The sequence below is a fragment of the Actinokineospora spheciospongiae genome (assembly GCF_000564855.1).
GTDB lineage: Bacteria > Actinomycetota > Actinomycetes > Mycobacteriales > Pseudonocardiaceae > Actinokineospora > Actinokineospora spheciospongiae.
Map to the genome: position 1 here is coordinate 12844 of NZ_AYXG01000240.1, position 17743 is coordinate 30586.

17 protein-coding genes are annotated in these 17743 nt (G+C 73.5%); 6 read left to right on the forward strand and 11 right to left on the reverse strand.

Going from position 1 to position 17743, the window contains the following annotated elements; translation table 11 throughout:
• Nucleotides 1-246: 246 nt before the first annotated feature.
• Nucleotides 247-1137: a hypothetical protein gene (locus UO65_RS30445; protein ID WP_152552360.1), complete on the reverse strand. Its 891-nt coding sequence runs from the start codon at nucleotides 1135-1137 to the stop codon at nucleotides 247-249.
• A 455-nt stretch (nucleotides 1138-1592) separates the two neighbouring features.
• On the opposite strand from UO65_RS30445, the gene UO65_RS30450 reads away from it, so the two are divergent.
• Nucleotides 1593-2459, forward strand: a complete 867-nt coding sequence (locus tag UO65_RS30450) for a S8 family peptidase (protein ID WP_233427903.1) — start codon at nucleotides 1593-1595, stop codon at nucleotides 2457-2459.
• Here UO65_RS30450 and UO65_RS38785 read toward each other — a convergent pair.
• The 4 genes from UO65_RS38785 to UO65_RS30470 all read right to left on the reverse strand — a co-directional run bounded on the left by UO65_RS38785 (nucleotide 2407) and on the right by UO65_RS30470 (nucleotide 6767).
• Nucleotides 2407-4302 carry a CHAT domain-containing protein gene (locus UO65_RS38785; RefSeq protein WP_152552361.1) on the reverse strand — a complete coding sequence of 632 codons (1896 nt, stop codon included), beginning with the start codon at nucleotides 4300-4302 and terminating at the stop codon, nucleotides 2407-2409. The genes UO65_RS30450 and UO65_RS38785 overlap by 53 nt on opposite strands.
• Nucleotides 4303-4556: 254 nt before the next feature.
• Nucleotides 4557-4961 (reverse strand): hypothetical protein, encoded by a 405-nt coding sequence (locus UO65_RS30460; RefSeq protein ID WP_035289616.1) that lies wholly within the window; start codon nucleotides 4959-4961, stop codon nucleotides 4557-4559.
• A complete protein-coding gene (locus UO65_RS30465) occupies nucleotides 4958-5509 on the reverse strand; it encodes an RNA polymerase sigma factor (RefSeq protein WP_035289618.1) in 552 nt (183 codons plus the stop codon). The genes UO65_RS30460 and UO65_RS30465 overlap by 4 nt, the downstream gene beginning before the upstream one ends.
• A 91-nt stretch (nucleotides 5510-5600) precedes the next feature.
• Nucleotides 5601-6767: a pyridoxal phosphate-dependent aminotransferase gene (locus UO65_RS30470; protein WP_035289620.1), complete on the reverse strand. Its 1167-nt coding sequence runs from the start codon at nucleotides 6765-6767 to the stop codon at nucleotides 5601-5603.
• 29 nt (nucleotides 6768-6796) lie between these two features.
• Between UO65_RS30470 and UO65_RS30475 the strand changes: the two genes are divergently transcribed.
• Entirely contained in the window at nucleotides 6797-8056 is a 1260-nt protein-coding gene (locus tag UO65_RS30475; protein ID WP_035289622.1) for a DUF445 domain-containing protein, read from the forward strand.
• A 183-nt stretch (nucleotides 8057-8239) separates the two neighbouring features.
• Here the strand turns inward: UO65_RS30475 and UO65_RS30480 are convergent, their stop codons facing one another.
• The 3 genes from UO65_RS30480 to UO65_RS30485 all read right to left on the reverse strand — a co-directional run bounded on the left by UO65_RS30480 (nucleotide 8240) and on the right by UO65_RS30485 (nucleotide 9611).
• Nucleotides 8240-8869 carry a Fic family protein gene (locus UO65_RS30480; protein WP_035289624.1) on the reverse strand — a complete coding sequence of 210 codons (630 nt, stop codon included), beginning with the start codon at nucleotides 8867-8869 and terminating at the stop codon, nucleotides 8240-8242.
• A complete protein-coding gene (locus UO65_RS37090; RefSeq protein WP_161784544.1) occupies nucleotides 8866-9021 on the reverse strand; it encodes a hypothetical protein in 156 nt (51 codons plus the stop codon). Before UO65_RS37090 ends, UO65_RS30480 begins: the two co-directional genes overlap by 4 nt.
• Nucleotides 9022-9134: 113 nt before the next feature.
• Complete coding sequence (locus tag UO65_RS30485) at nucleotides 9135-9611, reverse strand: CGNR zinc finger domain-containing protein (RefSeq protein WP_052022025.1); 477 nt, start codon at nucleotides 9609-9611, stop codon at nucleotides 9135-9137.
• 87 nt (nucleotides 9612-9698) lie between these two features.
• Between UO65_RS30485 and UO65_RS30490 the strand changes: the two genes are divergently transcribed.
• Genes UO65_RS30490 through UO65_RS30505 form a run of 4 tightly spaced genes read left to right on the forward strand, consistent with a single transcriptional unit; the run spans nucleotide 9699 to nucleotide 13611 of the window.
• On the forward strand, nucleotides 9699-10058 hold the full coding sequence (locus UO65_RS30490) for a VOC family protein (RefSeq protein WP_035289626.1): 360 nt from the start codon (nucleotides 9699-9701) through the stop codon (nucleotides 10056-10058).
• A gap of 42 nt (nucleotides 10059-10100) precedes the next feature.
• Complete coding sequence (locus tag UO65_RS30495; RefSeq protein WP_035289628.1) at nucleotides 10101-10625, forward strand: PadR family transcriptional regulator; 525 nt, start codon at nucleotides 10101-10103, stop codon at nucleotides 10623-10625.
• A complete protein-coding gene (locus tag UO65_RS30500; RefSeq protein ID WP_035289630.1) occupies nucleotides 10622-11302 on the forward strand; it encodes an ABC transporter ATP-binding protein in 681 nt (226 codons plus the stop codon). Before UO65_RS30495 ends, UO65_RS30500 begins: the two co-directional genes overlap by 4 nt.
• Nucleotides 11296-13611, forward strand: a complete 2316-nt coding sequence (locus UO65_RS30505) for an ABC transporter permease (RefSeq protein ID WP_052022026.1) — start codon at nucleotides 11296-11298, stop codon at nucleotides 13609-13611. Before UO65_RS30500 ends, UO65_RS30505 begins: the two co-directional genes overlap by 7 nt.
• 40 nt (nucleotides 13612-13651) lie before the next feature.
• Here the strand turns inward: UO65_RS30505 and UO65_RS30510 are convergent, their stop codons facing one another.
• Genes UO65_RS30510 through UO65_RS30520 form a run of 3 tightly spaced genes read right to left on the reverse strand, consistent with a single transcriptional unit; the run spans nucleotide 13652 to nucleotide 17661 of the window.
• Entirely contained in the window at nucleotides 13652-14362 is a 711-nt protein-coding gene (locus tag UO65_RS30510; RefSeq protein WP_035289633.1) for a phytanoyl-CoA dioxygenase family protein, read from the reverse strand.
• A 57-nt stretch (nucleotides 14363-14419) separates the two neighbouring features.
• Complete coding sequence (locus UO65_RS30515) at nucleotides 14420-16336, reverse strand: helix-turn-helix domain-containing protein (RefSeq protein WP_035289635.1); 1917 nt, start codon at nucleotides 16334-16336, stop codon at nucleotides 14420-14422.
• A gap of 17 nt (nucleotides 16337-16353) precedes the next feature.
• Nucleotides 16354-17661: an MFS transporter gene (locus UO65_RS30520; RefSeq protein WP_035289638.1), complete on the reverse strand. Its 1308-nt coding sequence runs from the start codon at nucleotides 17659-17661 to the stop codon at nucleotides 16354-16356.
• Nucleotides 17662-17743 lie beyond the last annotated feature (82 nt).

Below are 17743 nucleotides of genomic sequence, written 5' to 3' on the forward strand. Positions count from 1 at the left end.
CAGGTCAGTCGGCACAGCCCCTCGTTGTGCCGATCGGGCGGGCGACCGAGGGTGGGACCCCGGCGCCGCGGGGGCATCGCGGCGCCGGGGCCAGTCCCCGAGTCGGCCGGGCGCGGTCGGCCGATCGGGACGTCTGGTTCCTCGGGGGGATCTCCAGGACCACCGGGTGTGCGGGCGGTACCTGGGGGGAGCGGCCGACGGAGTGGTCGGCGGCAGCGGGCAGACCGGTCCCGTGGGACCCGGGTGTCAGTCGGGCGTCGAGGCGGGCAGCCCGGCCACCTGGCCCGGCTGCGCGAACACCCGGTCGTCGACGGTGACGGCGAAGGTCGGCGGCGCGGCGCCGGTACGCGTGGACAGGACGCCCTGCGGGGCGCCACCGCGGGCCTGACCGCTCAGGTCGTGACCCGAGGGGGCGGCGGCGGGCGCGGCCGGGGCGCTGGGGGAGAACGGCTGCTGGGGCGCCTGGCCGGACCCGGTCAGCGCGGTGGCCTCGACCGGCTCGGCCTGGGCGGGCGCCCCGGTCGCCGCGGGCACCCGGTCGGACCTGCGCTCGACCCGGGTCTGCGCCTGGTCGTGCCTGCGCGGGGACTCGGCGACAGCGGCGGTGACGGCGGTGGGGGCCTGCGGGAGCGCGGCCGGGGCCGGAGCGGTGATGGGGGTGGTGCCGGGGGCGGGCGCGGGTGGGACCTGCGGCCCGGGCGCCTCCGGGGCCGGGAGCACGAACGGCGGCACGAACGGCGGGGTGAACGGCGGCACGACCGGCGGCGAGAAGGTCGGCGGTGGCGGGAGGGTCGGCGGTGGCGGTAAGGAAGGGAGGACGACCGGGGCGGGTGGGGAGAAGTCCAGCACCGGCGCGACCAGTTGGTTCGCGGTCTCGGTGACCGTGCCGACGACCCCCGCCACGGTGCTGAGCGTGGTGTTGAGCACCGTCGTGACCTGGTCGAGCGTGCCGTCCAACAGGCTGAACAACGCGGCGGAACCGTCGTGCTGGCCGCTCGGGGACTGCTCGGGGGCGGGGGGCTCGTGGGCGGTCTGCGCGGACGCGGAAACCGCCAGCGCGAGCCAGCCGATCAGCGCCAACGCCCCGGTCACGACCAGGCGCAGCAGGGTGCGGGAGGGAGCTCGGGAACCGCTCACCGCCGTCACCACCATCCGCAACTCGTCGCCCGACGTCGAACCGGCCCCGCCCGATCGGTGCGACCTGGCCACTATCCAGCACCGGTTCTCCCTTTTGCACCTTAGTGGCGCGTGTTCCACCCGGAAAGACGGTGAACGCCCCGCCTCAGTGGGCCGAATGGAGACGATGATCACCGACAGTGGAAATCACCGGTCCGGGTGACGTCGAGCCGCCTTCCGTGCGGGGGGACCGCGGCGGCGGCAGGGTGTCCGTTGTGTACTCACAGCACCCGGACGCCCTCCCCGAGCTGGCCGAACGGCTCAGCGGCCTCACGGTGCACGACCCGGGCGGACCCGCGCAGTGCCTCGTCCGAACCGGTCAACTCCTCGTCCCGAGGGCGCGGGTGGAAGATGCCGCTCGCATTTTGCGGAGGTGGGTCGACACCGTCGAAACCGACGGTCCGGGTCTGCTCCGATTGCGCCCCCCGGTCGCCGCCGACTGCGTGCGGATAGCCGCCGACGTGGCCGAGCGGGTCCCGGTCGCGGCCAACCACGTCCACCTCGTCGGCACCCCGGTCCTCCACGGGACCGGTGCCGTCCCCACCCCGGCCGACCCGCCCCCGCCACCTCCGCGGGAGGTGTGGGCGCCACCGGTCACGGTCACCCTGTTCGACACCGGCCTCGACCCGCACCCCTGGTTCGCCGACCGCCCCTGGTTCGACCCCGCCACCGCCGAACTCCTCGACGAGGACGCCGACGGCCACGCCGACCGCCAGGCGGGCCACGGCACCTTCGTCGCGGGCGTCCTCCTGCGCCACGCCCCCGGGGTCACCATCCGCGCCCACCGCGTCCTCACCCCCCGCGGCCTGACCGACGACCGGACCCTCGCCGCCGCCCTGCACCACGAGTCGACCCGCCCCCACCCCCACGTCATCGTGCTCACCGCGGGCTGCCACACCGCCGACGACCGCTGCCCCCCGGTCCTCGCGGACGAACTGGCCCGCTTCCCCACCACCGCGGTCGTCGCCGCGGCGGGCAACACCGGCACCACCCGCCCGTTCTGGCCCGCCGCGCTCCCCGGTGTGGTCGCGGTCGGCGCCTCGGCGCTCGACGGCTCACCCGCCCCCTTCACCAACCGCGGCCCCTGGGTCGACCGCCACGCCCCCGGCGTCGACGTCCTCAGCAGCCACGTCCGCCTCGCCGGGGGCATGCGCACCTTCGGCGCGGCCCGCTGGAGCGGCACCTCCTTCGCCGCCCCCCGGGTCGCCGCCGAGATCGCCCGCGCCCGCCTCACGCCCCCACCACCCCCAGCACCCCGGGCCCGCGCCCACCCCGGTCCCTGACCGCGATCGGACTCCCCACCACCGTCTTGGCCCCCAGCCGGAGGAAGGCCAGCGGGAACCCGTAGGGGTGCCCCACCTCGCACGCCGCCAGCACCACCCGCTCGGGCCCCCGCCGGAGCCCACCGAGGTGGTGGGGGTGCAGCGTCCCGTCCCCCAGATCGATCCCGGGCGCCCCGGCGCGGTGGTGCCCGTGTGCGGCGATGTGCACCCACCCCGCCCGCCCGATCGCCTCCCGAGCGGCGTCGACGGTGGGCTCGACGAGGAGGGTGCCGCCGTGGGCGCGGTGCAGCGCGGTCACCTCGGGCACGGCGTGGTCCAACCCCGGGCCGGCGATCCACAGGCGCGGCCCGGTCGGCTCGGGAGCGGCCTCGGCACGGCGGTAGGCGGCCACCGAGGGGGCGACGGTGATGCCACCGGGCAGCAGCCCCCACGGCAACCCCGCCAGGGCGGGCGTGGGCACGACCACGGTGCGGCGGCCTGCGGGCAGCCCCAACAACCGGGCGAACTCGACGGCAGCCTGGCGGGCGGATGACAGCCCGGCACCGGGCACACCGCAGGCCGGCAGGCCGGTGGGGAACAGCCCGGCAGTAGGCGGGCCGGGGGAGGCCTGGTTTGGGGGGACCAGGCCAGCGGTGGGCAGTCCGGGGGAGGCATGGCCTGCGGGGACCAGCCCGGCGTCCAGCAGACCTGGGGCAGGCATGTCGGCGGGGGCCTCCCCGCTCGCGGAGTGTTCGGCGAGGACGGCGTGCCGGTGGAAGGCACGGGCGGCCGCGGTGATGCGAGCGGTGTCACCGATCTCTCGAAGGTCCGTAGTGGACAGTGCGAGCAGGGTGCCGCCCCGGTCGATGAGGACCACCAGCGCGGGGTCGTCGAGCGGCGCGGGCTCGGCGTCGTCACCGGTGTGCAGGGCCAGCAGCCGTTCGTTGCGCTCGTGCAGGTCCCGTGCCGTGCTCACCCTGGTGAGGGCGGACCTGGCCCGTTCGACGCGGGCGGGCGCGTCCACCCGAACCGCCCGGCGGGCCAGTTCGCGGGCCCGGGCGCCGAGTTCGGGCAGCCGGTGGTCCCGGAACAACTCGGCGGCCCGGGTGGCCGTCCGAGCGGCCGTCTCCCGGTCCCCGCCGCCCAAGGCGTGCTCAGCCCGAGCCAACAACGCCTCCGCGAACGCGGGCGCCCGCCCCGCCGCGGCCAACAACACCTCCGCCCTGGCCAACGTGGCATCAGCGGTGCGCACCAACCCCAACGCCAACTCCGACCGGGCGCGGTCGACCAACACCTCCGGCCACCGCCCCTCATCAACCCCCGAGGCCGCGTAGTGCTCCACGGCCCGCGCGTGCTCCCCCGCCTCAGCGGCGAGGAACCCCCGGTTGTGCACGCAGGTGGCCGCCCGCTCCACCTCTCCGATCCCGGCGTAGACCTCCCCGGCCTCCGCCAACGCCCGATCCGCCTCAGCGAACCGCCCCAGGTGCCCCGCGGCCACCCCCAACCCCACCAACGCGTTCGCCCGCCACCGCGGCTTCCCCGCCAACCCGGCCACCGCCACCGCCAACACACCGACCGCTTCCGCGTACCGCCCCGCCGCGCACTGGATCAACCCCCCGAGGCAGTCCGCCCGCACCACCCCACCCGCCCCCAACCCGGGCCGAGCGACCGCGATCAACGCCTCCGCCTCCGCGTCATCCCCCAACCGGTGCGACACCCACGCCAACACCAACCGCGACTCGGCCCGCTCCCGCTCATCCCCCGCCACCGCGATCGCCGCCCGAGCCGCCCGCCGCGCCACCAGCGGCTCCCCCTCCTCCTGCCGCCGCACCGCCTCCGCGTGCCACTCCGCCCACGTCCGCAACTCCCCATCCCGCGGCCCCGCCCGCTCAGGACCTCGCGCGGCTCTCGACCGCCGGTCGCCCGCCCTCCGCGCCGACGTAGTCGTCTGCGCGGTCGTGCCCCCAGCCTTCACCTGCTTTTGCGTTCTCTCTACGTCCTGTGCCTGGGGGTGTTCCGCCAAGTCCTGCCCATCGCCGAACTGACCCGTCGGAGCTCGGCCCCCTGCCGCCGACCGCGCTCCCCGCACCGCGGCCCGGTTCCTGGCCACGCCCCCGCTCACCCCAGCCACGACGTCACCAGCGGCACCCCACCGGCCCGGTGCAGCACGAACCGAACCCGCCCCCGGACCACCGGCCCGCCGAAGCTCCCCCCGGCGTCCACCGCGTACCGGGCCCCACCCGCCGCCCCCTGCGACTCCACCCGGGTGACCCCCAGTTCCGGCGCCACCACCCCGGTCACCTCGCCCCCCACCCGGATGGTGATGTCCGGCTCCCGGGCCCACACCCGCGCGGTCCCCCGCATCAGCGGCACCGCGACCTCCTCGAGTTCGACCCGCTCCCACCGCACCCCCAGCAGGCTCCCCGCCACCACCGCCGCCTCCCGCACCCCGGCGGGCACCGGGTCGAGTCCGCTGAGCACCTCGCGCAGCTCGGCGAGCAGCCCGGCCTCGTCGTCCCTCACGCCGCCTCCCCGGGCACCCCGAGCAGCACCAGCCGCCGCCGCAACGCCTCCAGGCAGCGGCCGCGCGTCTTGGACACCGCGCTGCCAGACAGGCCCAGTACCCCGGACAGCTCCACATAGGTCAGTTCGGGTGCGAAAGACTGCAACGCCAACAGGTTCCGGCACCGCTCGCGCAGTCCGGCGAACGCCCGCCACAGCAGGTCGTCGCGTTCGCCGCGCAGTGCCACCTCCTCCGGGCGCCAGGTCTCGTCCCCGTCGACCCACTCGGCCCAGCGGTCCGTCACGGTCTCCCGGCCGCGCTCGCCGAGGACCCGCAGCGACTCGCGCCGGGCGGTGGTCGCCAGCCACGCGCCGACCCGGTCGGGTTCGCGCAGCCGCCCGATGTTCTCCGCCAGGCGCACCCAGGTCAGTTGGCTCACGTCCGCCGCGTCGGCCCGTTGCAGCCGGTGGGCCCGCGCCACCGCCCACACCAGGTCCGAGTACCGCCGCACCAGTTCCCGCCAGGCGTCCTGGTCGCCGCCCGCCGCCAGCGCCACCAAGTCCCGCACCCCGCACGCACCTCCGTCCGCTCCACCCCTCGTCAGCCCGTCCGACGGCGGGGTGCGGCGGGCGGCTCCCGGGGTCACGCGAAGGTGTGACCTAGCGCAGCCTCCCCAGCCGCTCGACGGCTTCGTCCAGCACCTCGTCGCGCTTGCAGAACGCGAACCGCACCAGGTGCTTCCACTGCTCCGGCGAGTCCGTGAACACCTGCAGCGGCACCGCCGCCACACCCGCCCGCTCCGGCAGCGCGTAGCAGAACTCGACCCCGTCGGAGTAGCCCAGCGGGCGGATGTCGGCGCACACGAAGTACGTCCCCTCCGCCTGCCGCACCCCGAACCCGGCCGCCGCGAGACCCGCCGAGAGCCGGTTCCGCTTGTCCGCCAACACATCCCGCGTCGACGCCACCCACGCCGACTCGTGGCCGAGCGCGTAGGCCACCGCCGGTTGGAACGGCGCCCCGCCGACGAAGGTCATGAACTGCTTGGCCGCGCGCACCGCCGACACCAGTCCGGCCGGGCCGCACACCCAGCCGATCTTCCAGCCGGTGCAGTTGAAGCTCTTGCCCGCGCTGGAGATGGTCAGCGTCCGCTCCCGCATCCCCGGCAGCGACGCCAGCGGGGTGTGCGCGCGGCCGTCGAACAGCAGGTCCTCGTACACCTCGTCGGTGATGGCCAGCAGGTCGTGGTCGCGGCAGACGGCGGCGATGCCCGCCAGCTCGGCCGCGGTGAACACGGAGCCGGTGGGGTTGTGCGGGGTGTTGACCAGGACCGCCTTGGTCCGGGGGGTCACCGCCGCGCGCAGCGCCTCGACCGGCACCCCGAACCGCCCGGACTCCTCCTCCACCAGCGGCACTACCACCCGGGTCGCCCCGGCGAGGGCCACCGAGGCCGCGTACGAGTCGTAGTAGGGCTCGAACAGGATCACCTCGTCGCCCGTCTGCACGAGGGAGAGCAGGGCCGCCGCGATGGCCTCGGTGGCGCCCACCGTGACCAGGATCTCCCCGTCCGGGTCGTACGCCGTCCCGTACCGGGCGCGGCTCTCGGCGATGGCCGCCCGCAGCTCCGGGCGGCCCGGTCCGGGCGGGTACTGGTTGACGCCGGAACCGATCGCTTCCTGGGCCGCGGCCAGCATCGCGGGCGGCCCGTCGGTGTCCGGGAAGCCCTGGCCGAGGTTGACCGCCCCGGTCCGGGCGGCCAGCGCGGTCATCTCCGCGAAGATCGTCGAGGTGAACGGTCGCAGTCGGGGTACCAGCGGGTGTGGGGGCACGACTGCGCATCCTCACGGAGAATGGCGGGGTGGAGCAACTGACACCGGTCCCGGGCGAGGCGGAGAAGCGCCGCGCGCTGCGCACGATGAAACTGGTCGCGCTGTCGTTCCTCGGCGCGGCCACCCTCATCTTCCTGGCAACGGTCCTGTGGCCGGACCCGCCCGCGTGGGTGGGCTACGTGCGGGCGGCGGCCGAGGCGGGCATGGTCGGCGCCCTGGCCGACTGGTTCGCCGTCACCGCGCTGTTCCGCAGGCCGATGGGGCTGCCCATCCCGCACACGGCGATCATCCCCACCAAGAAGGACGTCCTGGGCGACAGCCTCGGCGACTTCGTCGGCTCCAACTTCCTGTCCGAGTCGGTCGTCCGCGACCGCCTCCGCCGCGTGGGCGTCGCCGGTCGCCTGGGCGGTTGGCTGGCCCAGCCGGACAACGCCGAGCGCATCACCTCCGAACTCGCCACGGTCTTGCGCGGCGCCGTCACCGTCCTGCGCGACGAGGACGTCCAGGCCGTCATGGAGCAGGCGGTCGTCACCCGCGTGGTCAACGTCCCCTGGGGACCGCCGCTGGGCAAGCTCCTCCAGCGCGTCTTCGACGACGGCACCCACCACAGGCTGGTCGACCTGATCTGCGACCAGGCCTACGAGTGGGTCAGCCGCAACCACGACCAGGTCATGCGCGTCGTCTCCAACCGCGCCCCCTCCTGGTCGCCCAAGTTCGTCGACGCCCTGGTCGCCGACCGCGTGTACGAGGAGGTCCTGACGTTCGCCTGGAACGTCAAGACCGACGTCAACCACCCCATGCGCGCCGCCGTCGACAAGTTCCTGCACGAGTTCGCGGGCAACCTCCAGACCGACCCCAAGATCATGGAGCGGGCCGAACTGGTCAAGCACCAGGTCCTCGAACACCCCGCGGTGAAGGACATCATCGGCCGGGCCTGGACCACGGCCAAGCGCATGCTCCTCGACGCCGCGGAAGACCCCTCCAGCGAACTGCGCACCAGGGTCCGCACCGCCCTCACCACCCTGGGCGACCGCCTGGCCAACGACACCGACCTCCGCACCAAGGCCGACGGCTGGGTCGAGGGCGCGGCGGCCTACGTGGTCCTCAACTACCGCGACGAGATCACCACCCTGATCACCGACACCGTCCACCGCTGGGACGCGGAGGAAACCTCCCAGAAGATCGAACTCCAGGTCGGCCGCGACCTCCAGTTCATCCGCATCAACGGCACCGTCGTCGGCGCCCTCGCGGGCCTGCTCATCTACACGGTCGCCCAGTTCATCTCCTGAGCCCCGCAAGCCCTCGGTGTTGCCTGTGGACAACCTGCCGGGTTGTCCACAAGCATGATCGTCTCTTCCCGCGCCGCACCCGTGGCGGGATAGGATGGCCTTGGGCTCGGCCCCATGGGTGTGGCGAGGTAATCGGGTATGACGGTTCGAGGCGATGGCCCCTCGGCTGGCTGAGGGGTGCAGTTACTCAGGGAATGGGAACACGGGAATAAATGCAGCCAGCGCGCTGGAGTCGCGGTTGACGTCATACTGGCGCAGCAAAGTGATGTAGTGAGCTTTGTCTATATTCCAATCATATCCATGAAGTGTTTCGTCATCTTGTGTGGCAGCAAATACCAGGTCGGCGAGCAGGCGGGTTGTGCGACCATTTCCGTCGGTAAATGGATGAATTCTCACCAACTCGGCATGGACGGCGATGCCGAGTTCGCGCGGCGTCCAGTCCTGGGTGGTGTTCCAGCGGTACTGGATGCTGTCCAAGGCGTTGCGTAGGTCGACTGCGATCTGCTCGGGAGCTACGCCGATGTTCAGTTCGCGTTTGCGGAAGCGTCCGGCCCACGTCCAGATGTCTCCGTACAACCGCTCGTGCAATTCGCGCACAAACCCGTCATGCGGGAGATCTTGGAGCGCTAGTTCGTCGACGAGTACCTGGGTCAGCAGTTGCTCGGTGACCTCGTTTTGCAGTTCCTGCTCAAGGTCGAATATCGCGGCCTTGTTGATGGGTGACCCGAGTGCTGTCCGTGCATCCGCGAGCAGTGCTTGCATCTCGTCGTCGGAAACGGGGGTCTCACCGTAGCCTGGCGTGAACGCGGTCACGCCTGCTGGCGACGCTTGACGAGGAACTGTGTGATGCTTTCCGGGCGGACGTAATCAGCGGGGATCGCCCGCCGTTCGAGCCGCGCGGAGGCCGCGGTCGAGCGGGCGACGATCCGTTTGACTGTCGACTTGCTCACAACCCTGCGCTTCACGGCTCGCATCTCCATTCGCCAGAACGCTCGTATACCACGATATTACAGCCGGTATGCAAGGGGGCTGCGATGGCGCCGGTCGCCCACGCGCAGCAACTAGGCCGGCAAACCGGTCACTCCGGGCGGGTGCGTTCCCGCCAGGCCCGCGCTTTCTCCCGGTTGCCGCACACCCGCATCGAGCACCAGGTCCGCGACCGGTTGCGGCTCCGGTCGAAGAACGCCCACCGGCAGTCGTCCGCCGGGCAGATCTTCACCCGCTCCCACTCCCCGAGCACCGCCAACCGCACCGCCGCCGCCAGGACCGCTTCGGTCACCTCCGCCCCCGCCAACCGGGGTACCCCGCCCGCCACTTCAACCGGCACCGCGAAACCGGCCAGGGAAGCGGGTTCTCCGGCGGCAGCGGCCCGGAGCCCGTCGCGCACGGCCCGCACCCGCGCCGCATCGCCGTCCGACAGGCCGTGTGCGGTGAGCCATGACCGCCACCCGTGGGCGTCGTCGAGCAGGTCGGTGTGCTCCTCGAGGTCGATCGTGTTCAGGAAGTCCAGGAGCAGGTCCGCGTCGTGCTCCGGGGTCGCCTCGCCAGTGCGCACGTCACCACTGTAGGCCGGTGACCGGTTGTCGAAAGATGCCGTAACCCGCATACTCGGTATACCGGTTACCAACTCCAGGAGGTCGCCATGTCCGTACCCACTTTCGGCACCACCGTCCTCGACTGCCCCGACCCGATCGCCCTGGCGGGCTTCTACGCCCGGCTCCTCGAGTGGCCGGAGCCGGGGGAGCAGCGGGAGAACGGCTGGGTGAACCTGAACGGCCCCGGCGGTCGGCTCTCCTTCCAGCGCGTCGCCGACCACACCCCGCCCACCTGGCCCACGGGTGAGCGCCCCCAGCAGTTGCACCTCGACCTCTACGTCGAGGACCTGGAGGCCGCGCACACCCGGGCGGTCGGCCTCGGTGCCCGGCTCCTGGACGACGGGGCGGAGGACTTCCGCGTGTACGCCGACCCGGCCGGGCACCCGTTCTGCCTCTGCCTCTCCTGATCTATTCGCCGTGTGTATACACATCCGGTAGAGTCCCGGGGCATGTCAATCGGACACGCCTTGCTGGGGCTGCTGGAGACCGGTCCCCGGCACGGCTACGACCTCAAGCGCGCCTACGACGAGCGCTTCGGGCAAGACCGCCCGCTGGCCTACGGACAGGTCTACTCGACGCTGTCCCGTCTGCTGCGCAACGGACTCGTGGAGGAGAGCGGTGTCGAACCAGGGGGCGGTCCCGACCGCAAGCGCTACGCCATCACCCACGCCGGGGTCACCGACGTGGCGGAGTGGCTCGTGACCCCGGAGAAGCCGCAGATCTACCTGCAGAGCGCGCTCTACACCAAGGTCGTGCTCGCGCTGATGTCCGGGCGCAGCGCGGAGGACGTGCTCGACGCGCAGCGGGTCGCGCACCTCAAGGCTATGCGGGAGCTGACCGCGCGCAAGCAGGAGGGGGACCTGGCCGACCAGTTGATCTGCGACCACGCCCTGTTCCACCTGGAGGCGGACCTGCGCTGGTTGGAGCTGACCACCGCCCGCCTGGCCGACCTGGGCGCGCAGGTCGCGTCATGAGCGACGTGCTGCTGGTCGGGACCGACCTGCGCAAGTCGTTCGGAAAAACCCCTGCGCTGGACGGGGCCGGGATGAGCGTGGCGGCGGGGGAGGTCGTCGCGGTGCTGGGGCCGTCCGGGTCGGGGAAGTCGACGCTGCTGCACTGCCTGGCCGGGATCGTCGCGCCCGAGTCCGGGACGGTCGTGTACGCCGGGCGCGAGTTGTCGGCCATGGGCGACAAGGAGCGCAGCGCGCTGCGGCGCGGTGAGTTCGGGTTCGTGTTCCAGTTCGGGCAGTTGGTCCCTGAGCTGACCTGCCTGGAGAACGTGGCGCTGCCGCTGCGCCTCGGCGGCACCCCGCGCAAGGCGGCGGAGGCGGCGGCCCGCGAGTGGCTGGGGCGGGTGCGGGTCGACGAGGTGGCCGACAAGCGGCCCGGCGAGGTGTCCGGCGGGCAGGGGCAGCGGGTGGCGGTGGCCAGGGCGCTGGTGACCCGGCCGAAGGTGATCTTCGCCGACGAGCCGACCGGGGCCCTGGACTCGCTCAGCGGCGAGGAGGTCATGCGGCTGCTCGTCGGCACCGCCAGGGAGACCGGGGCGGCGGTCGTGCTGGTGACCCACGAGGCCAGGGTCGCCGCGTACTCCGACCGCGAGGTCGTGGTGCGCGACGGGCGCACCAGGGAACCGGAGCACGCGTGGTGAGGGCCTGGTGCAACGACCTGGCCATCGGGGTCCGGCTGGCCGTCGGGGGCGGCCGGACCTCGCTGGCCAGGTTCCTGCTCAGCACCTTCGGCGTGGCCACGGCGGTGGCCGTGCTGCTGCTGGCCGCCTCGGTGCAGCCGACGTTGCAGGCGCGCGACGACCGCTCGACCGCCGCGAGCCCCGACTCCAACCCGGCAGACGGGATCACCCCGCTGGCGTACCGCAGCACCTCCACCAACTTCCACGGTCGCAACATCGCCGTGCGGTACGTGTACGCCCCGGACGCCACCTCCCCGGTTCCGCCGGGCATGGACGCGGTGCCCGCCGAGGGGTCGATGTGGGTTTCGGGCGACCTCGCCACCCTGCTCGCCGAGCCGGGTTCGGGGCTGCTGCGCGACCGCTTCCCCGCGCGCGTGGCCGGGGTGCTCGGCCAGGAGGGCGTGCCCGACCCGCACGACCTGGTCGCCTACGTCGGCGCCGGACCGGACCTGGTGGGCGGCTCGCTGACCACCCCCGTCTACGCGTTCGGCACCTTCGAGCAGGTCCGCTACCTCGACCCGACGCTGCTGCTGCTGATCCTGCTCGGGATCGTGGCGCTGCTGGTGCCGGTGTTCATCTTCCTCGCGGCCAGCACCCGCATCGCCGGGGCCGAGCGGGACCGGCGGCTGTCCGCGCTGCGGCTGGTGGGCGCGGGTGACCGGCAGGTGCGGCGGATCGCGGCGGCGGAGTCGCTGGTGAGCGCTGTTGCCGGGCTGGTCGTCGGGGTCGGGCTGTACCAGGTGGGGCGGTCGGTGGCGCCGGGCGTGGTGCTCGCCGGGATCAGCGTGTACCCGTCGGACATCGTGCCGGTGTGGTGGCTGGCCGCGCTGGTGGTGCTCGCGGTGCCGGTGCTGGCCGTGCTGACCGCGCAGTTCGCCCTGCGCCGCACCATCATCGAGCCGCTGGGTGTGGTGCGGTTCAGCAAGCCGGTCAACCGGAAGCCTGCCTGGCGGTTCGCGGTGATCGGGTTCGGCGTGGTGCTGCTGCTCTGGCACGGCGGCGGCGCCAGGGCGGGCAGCGAGGTGTGGTCCTACAGCGTCGCCGCCGGGGCCACGCTGCTGCTGGCGGGCGTGCCGATCCTGCTGCCGCTGGTGATCGAGCGGGCGGTGGCGCGGCTGCGCGGCGGACCGACGTCGTGGCAGCTTGCCATCCGCAGGCTCCAGCTCGACTCCGGCACCTCGGCCAGGGTCGTCGGCGGGGTGGCCATCGTGCTCGCCGGGGCGATCGCCGTGCAGTCGGTGCTGGTCGCGCAGGCGGACCGCTTCGCGGACTCGCCGTCCGAGGTCTCGACCACGGCCGGGCAGAGCCCGCACATGCAGGTCTACCCGGAGGCCGACGCCATCCAGCGCAGCATCGATCTGCTCGACGGGGTGCCGGGTGTGCGCGGGGCGTTCCCCAGCGAGAGCGTGACCTTCGAGCTGGAGGAGACGGGGATGACCTACGGCCTCAACGTGCTCGACTGCGCGGTGGTGACCGAGGTCTACCGGGTGCCCGATTGCGGGGGCGGGCAGGTCTACGCCGTGGGCGGTGCGGACTTCCCCGAGCTGTTCACGTCCGGTCGCACGCTGCGGCTGATGGACGTGGCCCCGGGTGGGGAGTACCGCCCCCGGGCCGCCTGGACCATCCCGGAGATCCGCCGCGTCGCCCGGCCCGCCGAGTCGGGCACGTCGTTGTACGGCCTCTTCCTCACCGCGGGCGGCACCCTGCCGGACCCGCTGCCCACCACCTCGCGGACCACCGTCGACGTCGTGCTCGACCCGACCGACCCGGACGCCCTGGACCGGGCGTACGCGGCGCTGGCCCCGCTGGGGTGGAAGGTGCACAGCAACGAGTTCGACCCCTACTACTACGGCTCCCGCCTCGTCGAGGAGCAGTCGTTCCTGACCATCCGCCGCGGCCTGCTCATCGGGGCGGTGTTCATCCTGCTGCTGGCCGGGATCAGCCTGCTGGTGCTGGCGCTGGAGCACATCCGCGAACGCCGCCGCCCGCTGGCCGTCCTCGCCGCCAGCGGGGTGCCCACGGGGGCGCTGGCCCGGTCGCTGCTGTGGCAGATCGCCGTCCCGATCGCACTGGGGGTGCTCATCGCCATCGGCACCGGCATCGCCCTGGCCGCACTGGTCCTGCGGCTGGGCAACGACCCGCTGTACGTCGACTGGCCGAGCGTGGGCCTGATGACCCTCGCCGCCGCCGTCCTCGGCCTGCTGGTCTCGGTGGTCACCCTGCCGTTCCTGCGCGGCGCCACCCGGCTCACCTCGCTGCGCACGGAGTAGGACCCGGGCCCCGGGGAGGGTCCGACCTCCCCGGGGCCGGTCACATCAGCAGGTACGCGGCGCTCCCCAGCCGGGCGATCGTGCCGTCGGCGGGCTGCTCGTCGAACAGCGTGGTGGCCGCCCCGCGGCGGTGGAAGCCGGTGAGCACGGCGTGCCGGGTGCCGCTGGAGTTGTTGCGGGTGCCCGAGTGCCACACGTGCGAGTTGAACAGCCAGGCCGTCCCGGCGGGCCCGGACAGCAGCACCTGATCCGGGTGGTCCTCGTGCCCGCGCGGCGCCACGAACCCCCAGTCCAGGTGCGACCCCGGCACCACCCGCGTCGACCCGTTCTCCGGGGTGAAGTCGGTCAGCGCCACGATCGCCGTGCACACCTGCCACCGCCCCGGCCCGGCCCGCTCCGGCGAATCCCGGTGCAGCGCCTGGCCCCCGTGCTCCGGGGTGCCCGCCCGGTAGTGCATCTCGTCGACCCGGAACTCCGGCCCGAGCAGGTGCCGCACCGCCGCCAGCAACCGCGGCCGCAGCCAGAACGCGTCGAACACCGGCCCGGCCTCCAGCAGCCCCCGCAGGTGCAGCGTCCCGCCCTGCCTGCCCGACCCCGCCAGCAGCCGCTCCAACTCCGCCATCGCCGCCTCGACCCGCGCCCGGTCGAGGAAGGTGTCGAACCGGCAGAACCCGAGCTCGTCCAGCTCGACCAGTTGCTGCGGGTCGAGCAGGTCCGATCGCACCCCCAACTCGGAGAGAACCTCGTGCACCCCTCCGGTGTAGCCCAGCGGAGCCGCCCGTGCCACCGGATTGACCGGATTCACCTGCTATCGGCGCAGGCGGTGCAGGCGGAGGGCGAGTTGGATCTCCAGGGCGCGGCGCGGGTCCTGCCAGTCCTCGCCCAGCAGGGTCGCCACCCGGTCGAGCCGTTGCACGACCGTGTTCACGTGGACGTGGAGCAGGTCCTTGGCGCGGGCGAGGCTGGCGCCGGAGTCGAAGTAGGCGGTGAGGGTGCCCAGCAGGTCGGTGCCTCGGCGGGAGTCGTAGTCGAGGACCGGGCCGAGGACCGAGTCGACGTGGGCGGTCAGGTCGCGGGTGTCGCCCAGCAGGAGGCCGATGAAGCCCAGGTCGGCGGTGGTGGCGCCGTCGCCCGCGCGGTCCAGGGCGAGCAGGGAGCGGGCGCAGCGGGCCGCTTCGGCGTGGGCCGCCGCCAGTTCGGGGATGCCGGTGGCCGGGCCCGCGGCGCCGACGGTGACCGGGGCGTCGACGGCGGTGCCCAGGTCGGTGGCGACCCGGGCGGGGTGGACCGGGCCCGGTGCCAGCACCACGACCTGCTCCGCGTGCACCCCGACCAGTCCGCCGTAGCGGCTCGCGGCCGTGGCCAGCCTGCGGCGGGGGACCTCCGAGGCGCAGACCAGGACCATGTGCGGCGCCGACAGGTCCACCCCCAGCCGGGCGCCGCGCGCCGCCAGCCCGGACGGGTTGCGCGTCGGCGCGGTCAGCAGGTCCGACAGGAGTTCGCCGCGGACCTCGTCCTCCGCCGCGGCCACCGAACGCCGCAGCAGCAACAGCAGCGCCGTCACCACCCCGGCCCGTTCGAACAGCCGCCGTTCCGCGTCGCCCAGGTCCGCTCGGCCGGACAGGACCAGGCTGCCCAGCACCTCCGGGCCCGCCTGCACCGCGCACACCCACGCCCGCTCCACCGCCGCCACCCGGCCCGACGCCTGCGCCGCCACCCGACCCGTCGCGTCCATCGGCGCCGCCCGGCCCGGCGCCTCCACCAGCACCGCCCGGCCGGAGGCCTCCACCGGGAACGGGCCGCACGGGTCGCCGACCCGGGCCAGTTCCGCCCCGCCCGCGTCGAACACCGCGATCCCGCCGCCCAGGACCGAGGCCAGGGCTCCGGCGACCTCGTCGAGGTCGCCGCCGCGCAGGACCAGGTCCATCAGCTTGTCGTGCGCTTCCGCGGCCTGGCGCAGGGCGGAGACGTGGCCGGAGATGGTGGTGTGCGCGGTGTTCAGCTCCGCCAGGGCGGCCCGGGTGGAGTCCAGGAGGCGGGCCGTGTCGATGGCGATGGCGGCGTGGTCGGCCAGGGACGACAGCAGGGCGACCTCGTCGGGGGTGAAGTCGCGGGCGGTGCGGTCGGCCGCGTACAGCACGCCGATCACCCGGCTGCCCAGGGCGAGCGGCACGCCCAGGATCGCCGTCAGGCCCTCGTCGCGCACCGACGAGTCGATCGGGCCGGTGTGGTTGAAGCGGGTGTCGGCGAAGTAGTCGCGGCTGGCGTAGGGGCGGGCGGTTTGGGCGACCAGTCCGCCCAGGCCCTCGCCCATGCCGAGCTGGACCTGTTGGAACAGCGCGGACACCGAGCCGTCGGTCACCCGCACGTAGGTCTTGCCCGCGTGCTCGTCGTTCAGCGACAGGTACGACACGTCGACGCCGAGGAGCATCCGGGCCCGGTGGACGATCGAGCGCAGGACCGCGTCGGTGTCGCGCAGTGCGGCGAGGTCGCCCGCGGTGTCGAACAGGGCGGTCAGCTCCGCTTCGCGGCGGCGGTGGGCGGTGACGGTGCGGCGGACCCGCAGCGCCGCCGCGACGGCGCGGTCCACCGCCGCCAGCGCGTCCCCGCCGAGGCCGGACGCGCGGGCCGTGGCCGCGACGCCGGACAGCTCCTCGGGGCTCGCCCCCTCGGCCAGCAGGTCGAGCAGGGTGAGCAGGTCTGTCACGGCGTCGCGGGCCTCCACCGGGGGGATGGTGCCACTCAGCGGGTGGCCGGGGCGGGTTCGTCGTGCAGGGAAGTCCCGGCGGTCTCCTCGGCCAGGAACACCGCCGCGGTGGTGATCGCGCACATGGCCACCACGTAGAGCGACACCGGGATGGTGCTGTCGTACTCCTGGAACAGGGCCACCGCGATCAGCGGCGCCACCGCACCGGCCGCGATCGAGGAGAGCTGCCCGCCGATCGACAGCCCGGTGTAGCGGACCCGGGTGGGGTACTGCTCGGAGAAGAACGCCGCCTGCGGCCCGTACATCGCCCCGTGCAGCACCAGCCCCACGGTGGCCGCGGCGATGATGACCGGGGTGGAGCGGCTGTCGAGCAGGGCGAAGAAGGCGAACGCCCACCCGGCCATGGCGATCGCGCCGAACAGGTACACCGGGCGCCTGCCCAGCCGGTCCGACAGCGCGCCCCACAGCGGGATCGACACGAAGTGCACCGCCGACCCGACCAGCACCGCGGTCAGCCCGAGGCCGCGGGTCAGGCCCAGCCCGGTGGTGACGTAGACCAGGATGAACGCGGTCAGCACGTAGTAGGAGACGTTCTCCGCCATCCGGGCGCCGATGGTGATCAGCACCTGCCGCCGGCTCGTGCGGAACACCTCCACGGCGGGCGCGTGCTCCCGCCCGCCCGCCCGCTCGGCCGCCGCCAGGAACACCGGGGACTCCGCCACGGTCAGCCGAATCCACAGCCCGATGACGACCAGCACCCCGGAGATCAGGAACGGGATGCGCCAGCCCCAGGACTCGAACGCCGCGTCGGTCTGGACCGCGGCCAGCACCGCGAGCACCGCGGTGGCCAGCAGGTTGCCGCCCGGCGCTCCGCACTGCGGCCAGGACGCCCAGAACCCGCGGCGGGCGTCGTCGCCGTGCTCGGAGACGATCAGCACGGCCCCGCCCCACTCGCCGCCGAGGGCGAAGCCCTGCACCAGGCGCAGCAGGATCAGCAGGAGCGGGGCGCCCGCGCCGATCATCGCGTAGGTGGGCAGCAGGCCCATGGCGAAGGTGGCGCCGCCCATCAGCAGCAGGCTCACCACCAGCAGCTTCTTGCGGCCGACCTTGTCGCCGTAGTGGCCGAACACCAGCCCGCCGATGGGTCGGGCGAGGAAGCCGATGGCGAAGGTGAGGAAGGAGAGCAGGGTTCCGGTGAGCGGGTCGCTGTCGGGGAAGAACAGCTTGTTGAAGACCAGGGCCGCCGCGGAGGCGTAGAGGAAGAAGTCGTACCACTCGATCGTCGTGCCGACGAGGCTGGCGCCGACGATGCGGACGAAGGACTTCGGCTGCGCTGCCGTCATCGTCATCACCGTTTCTCACAGGGGGACAGGGAAGCCCTGCGGCGTTTCTCGCAGGGAACGGGGGACCGGCCCCACCAGGCCG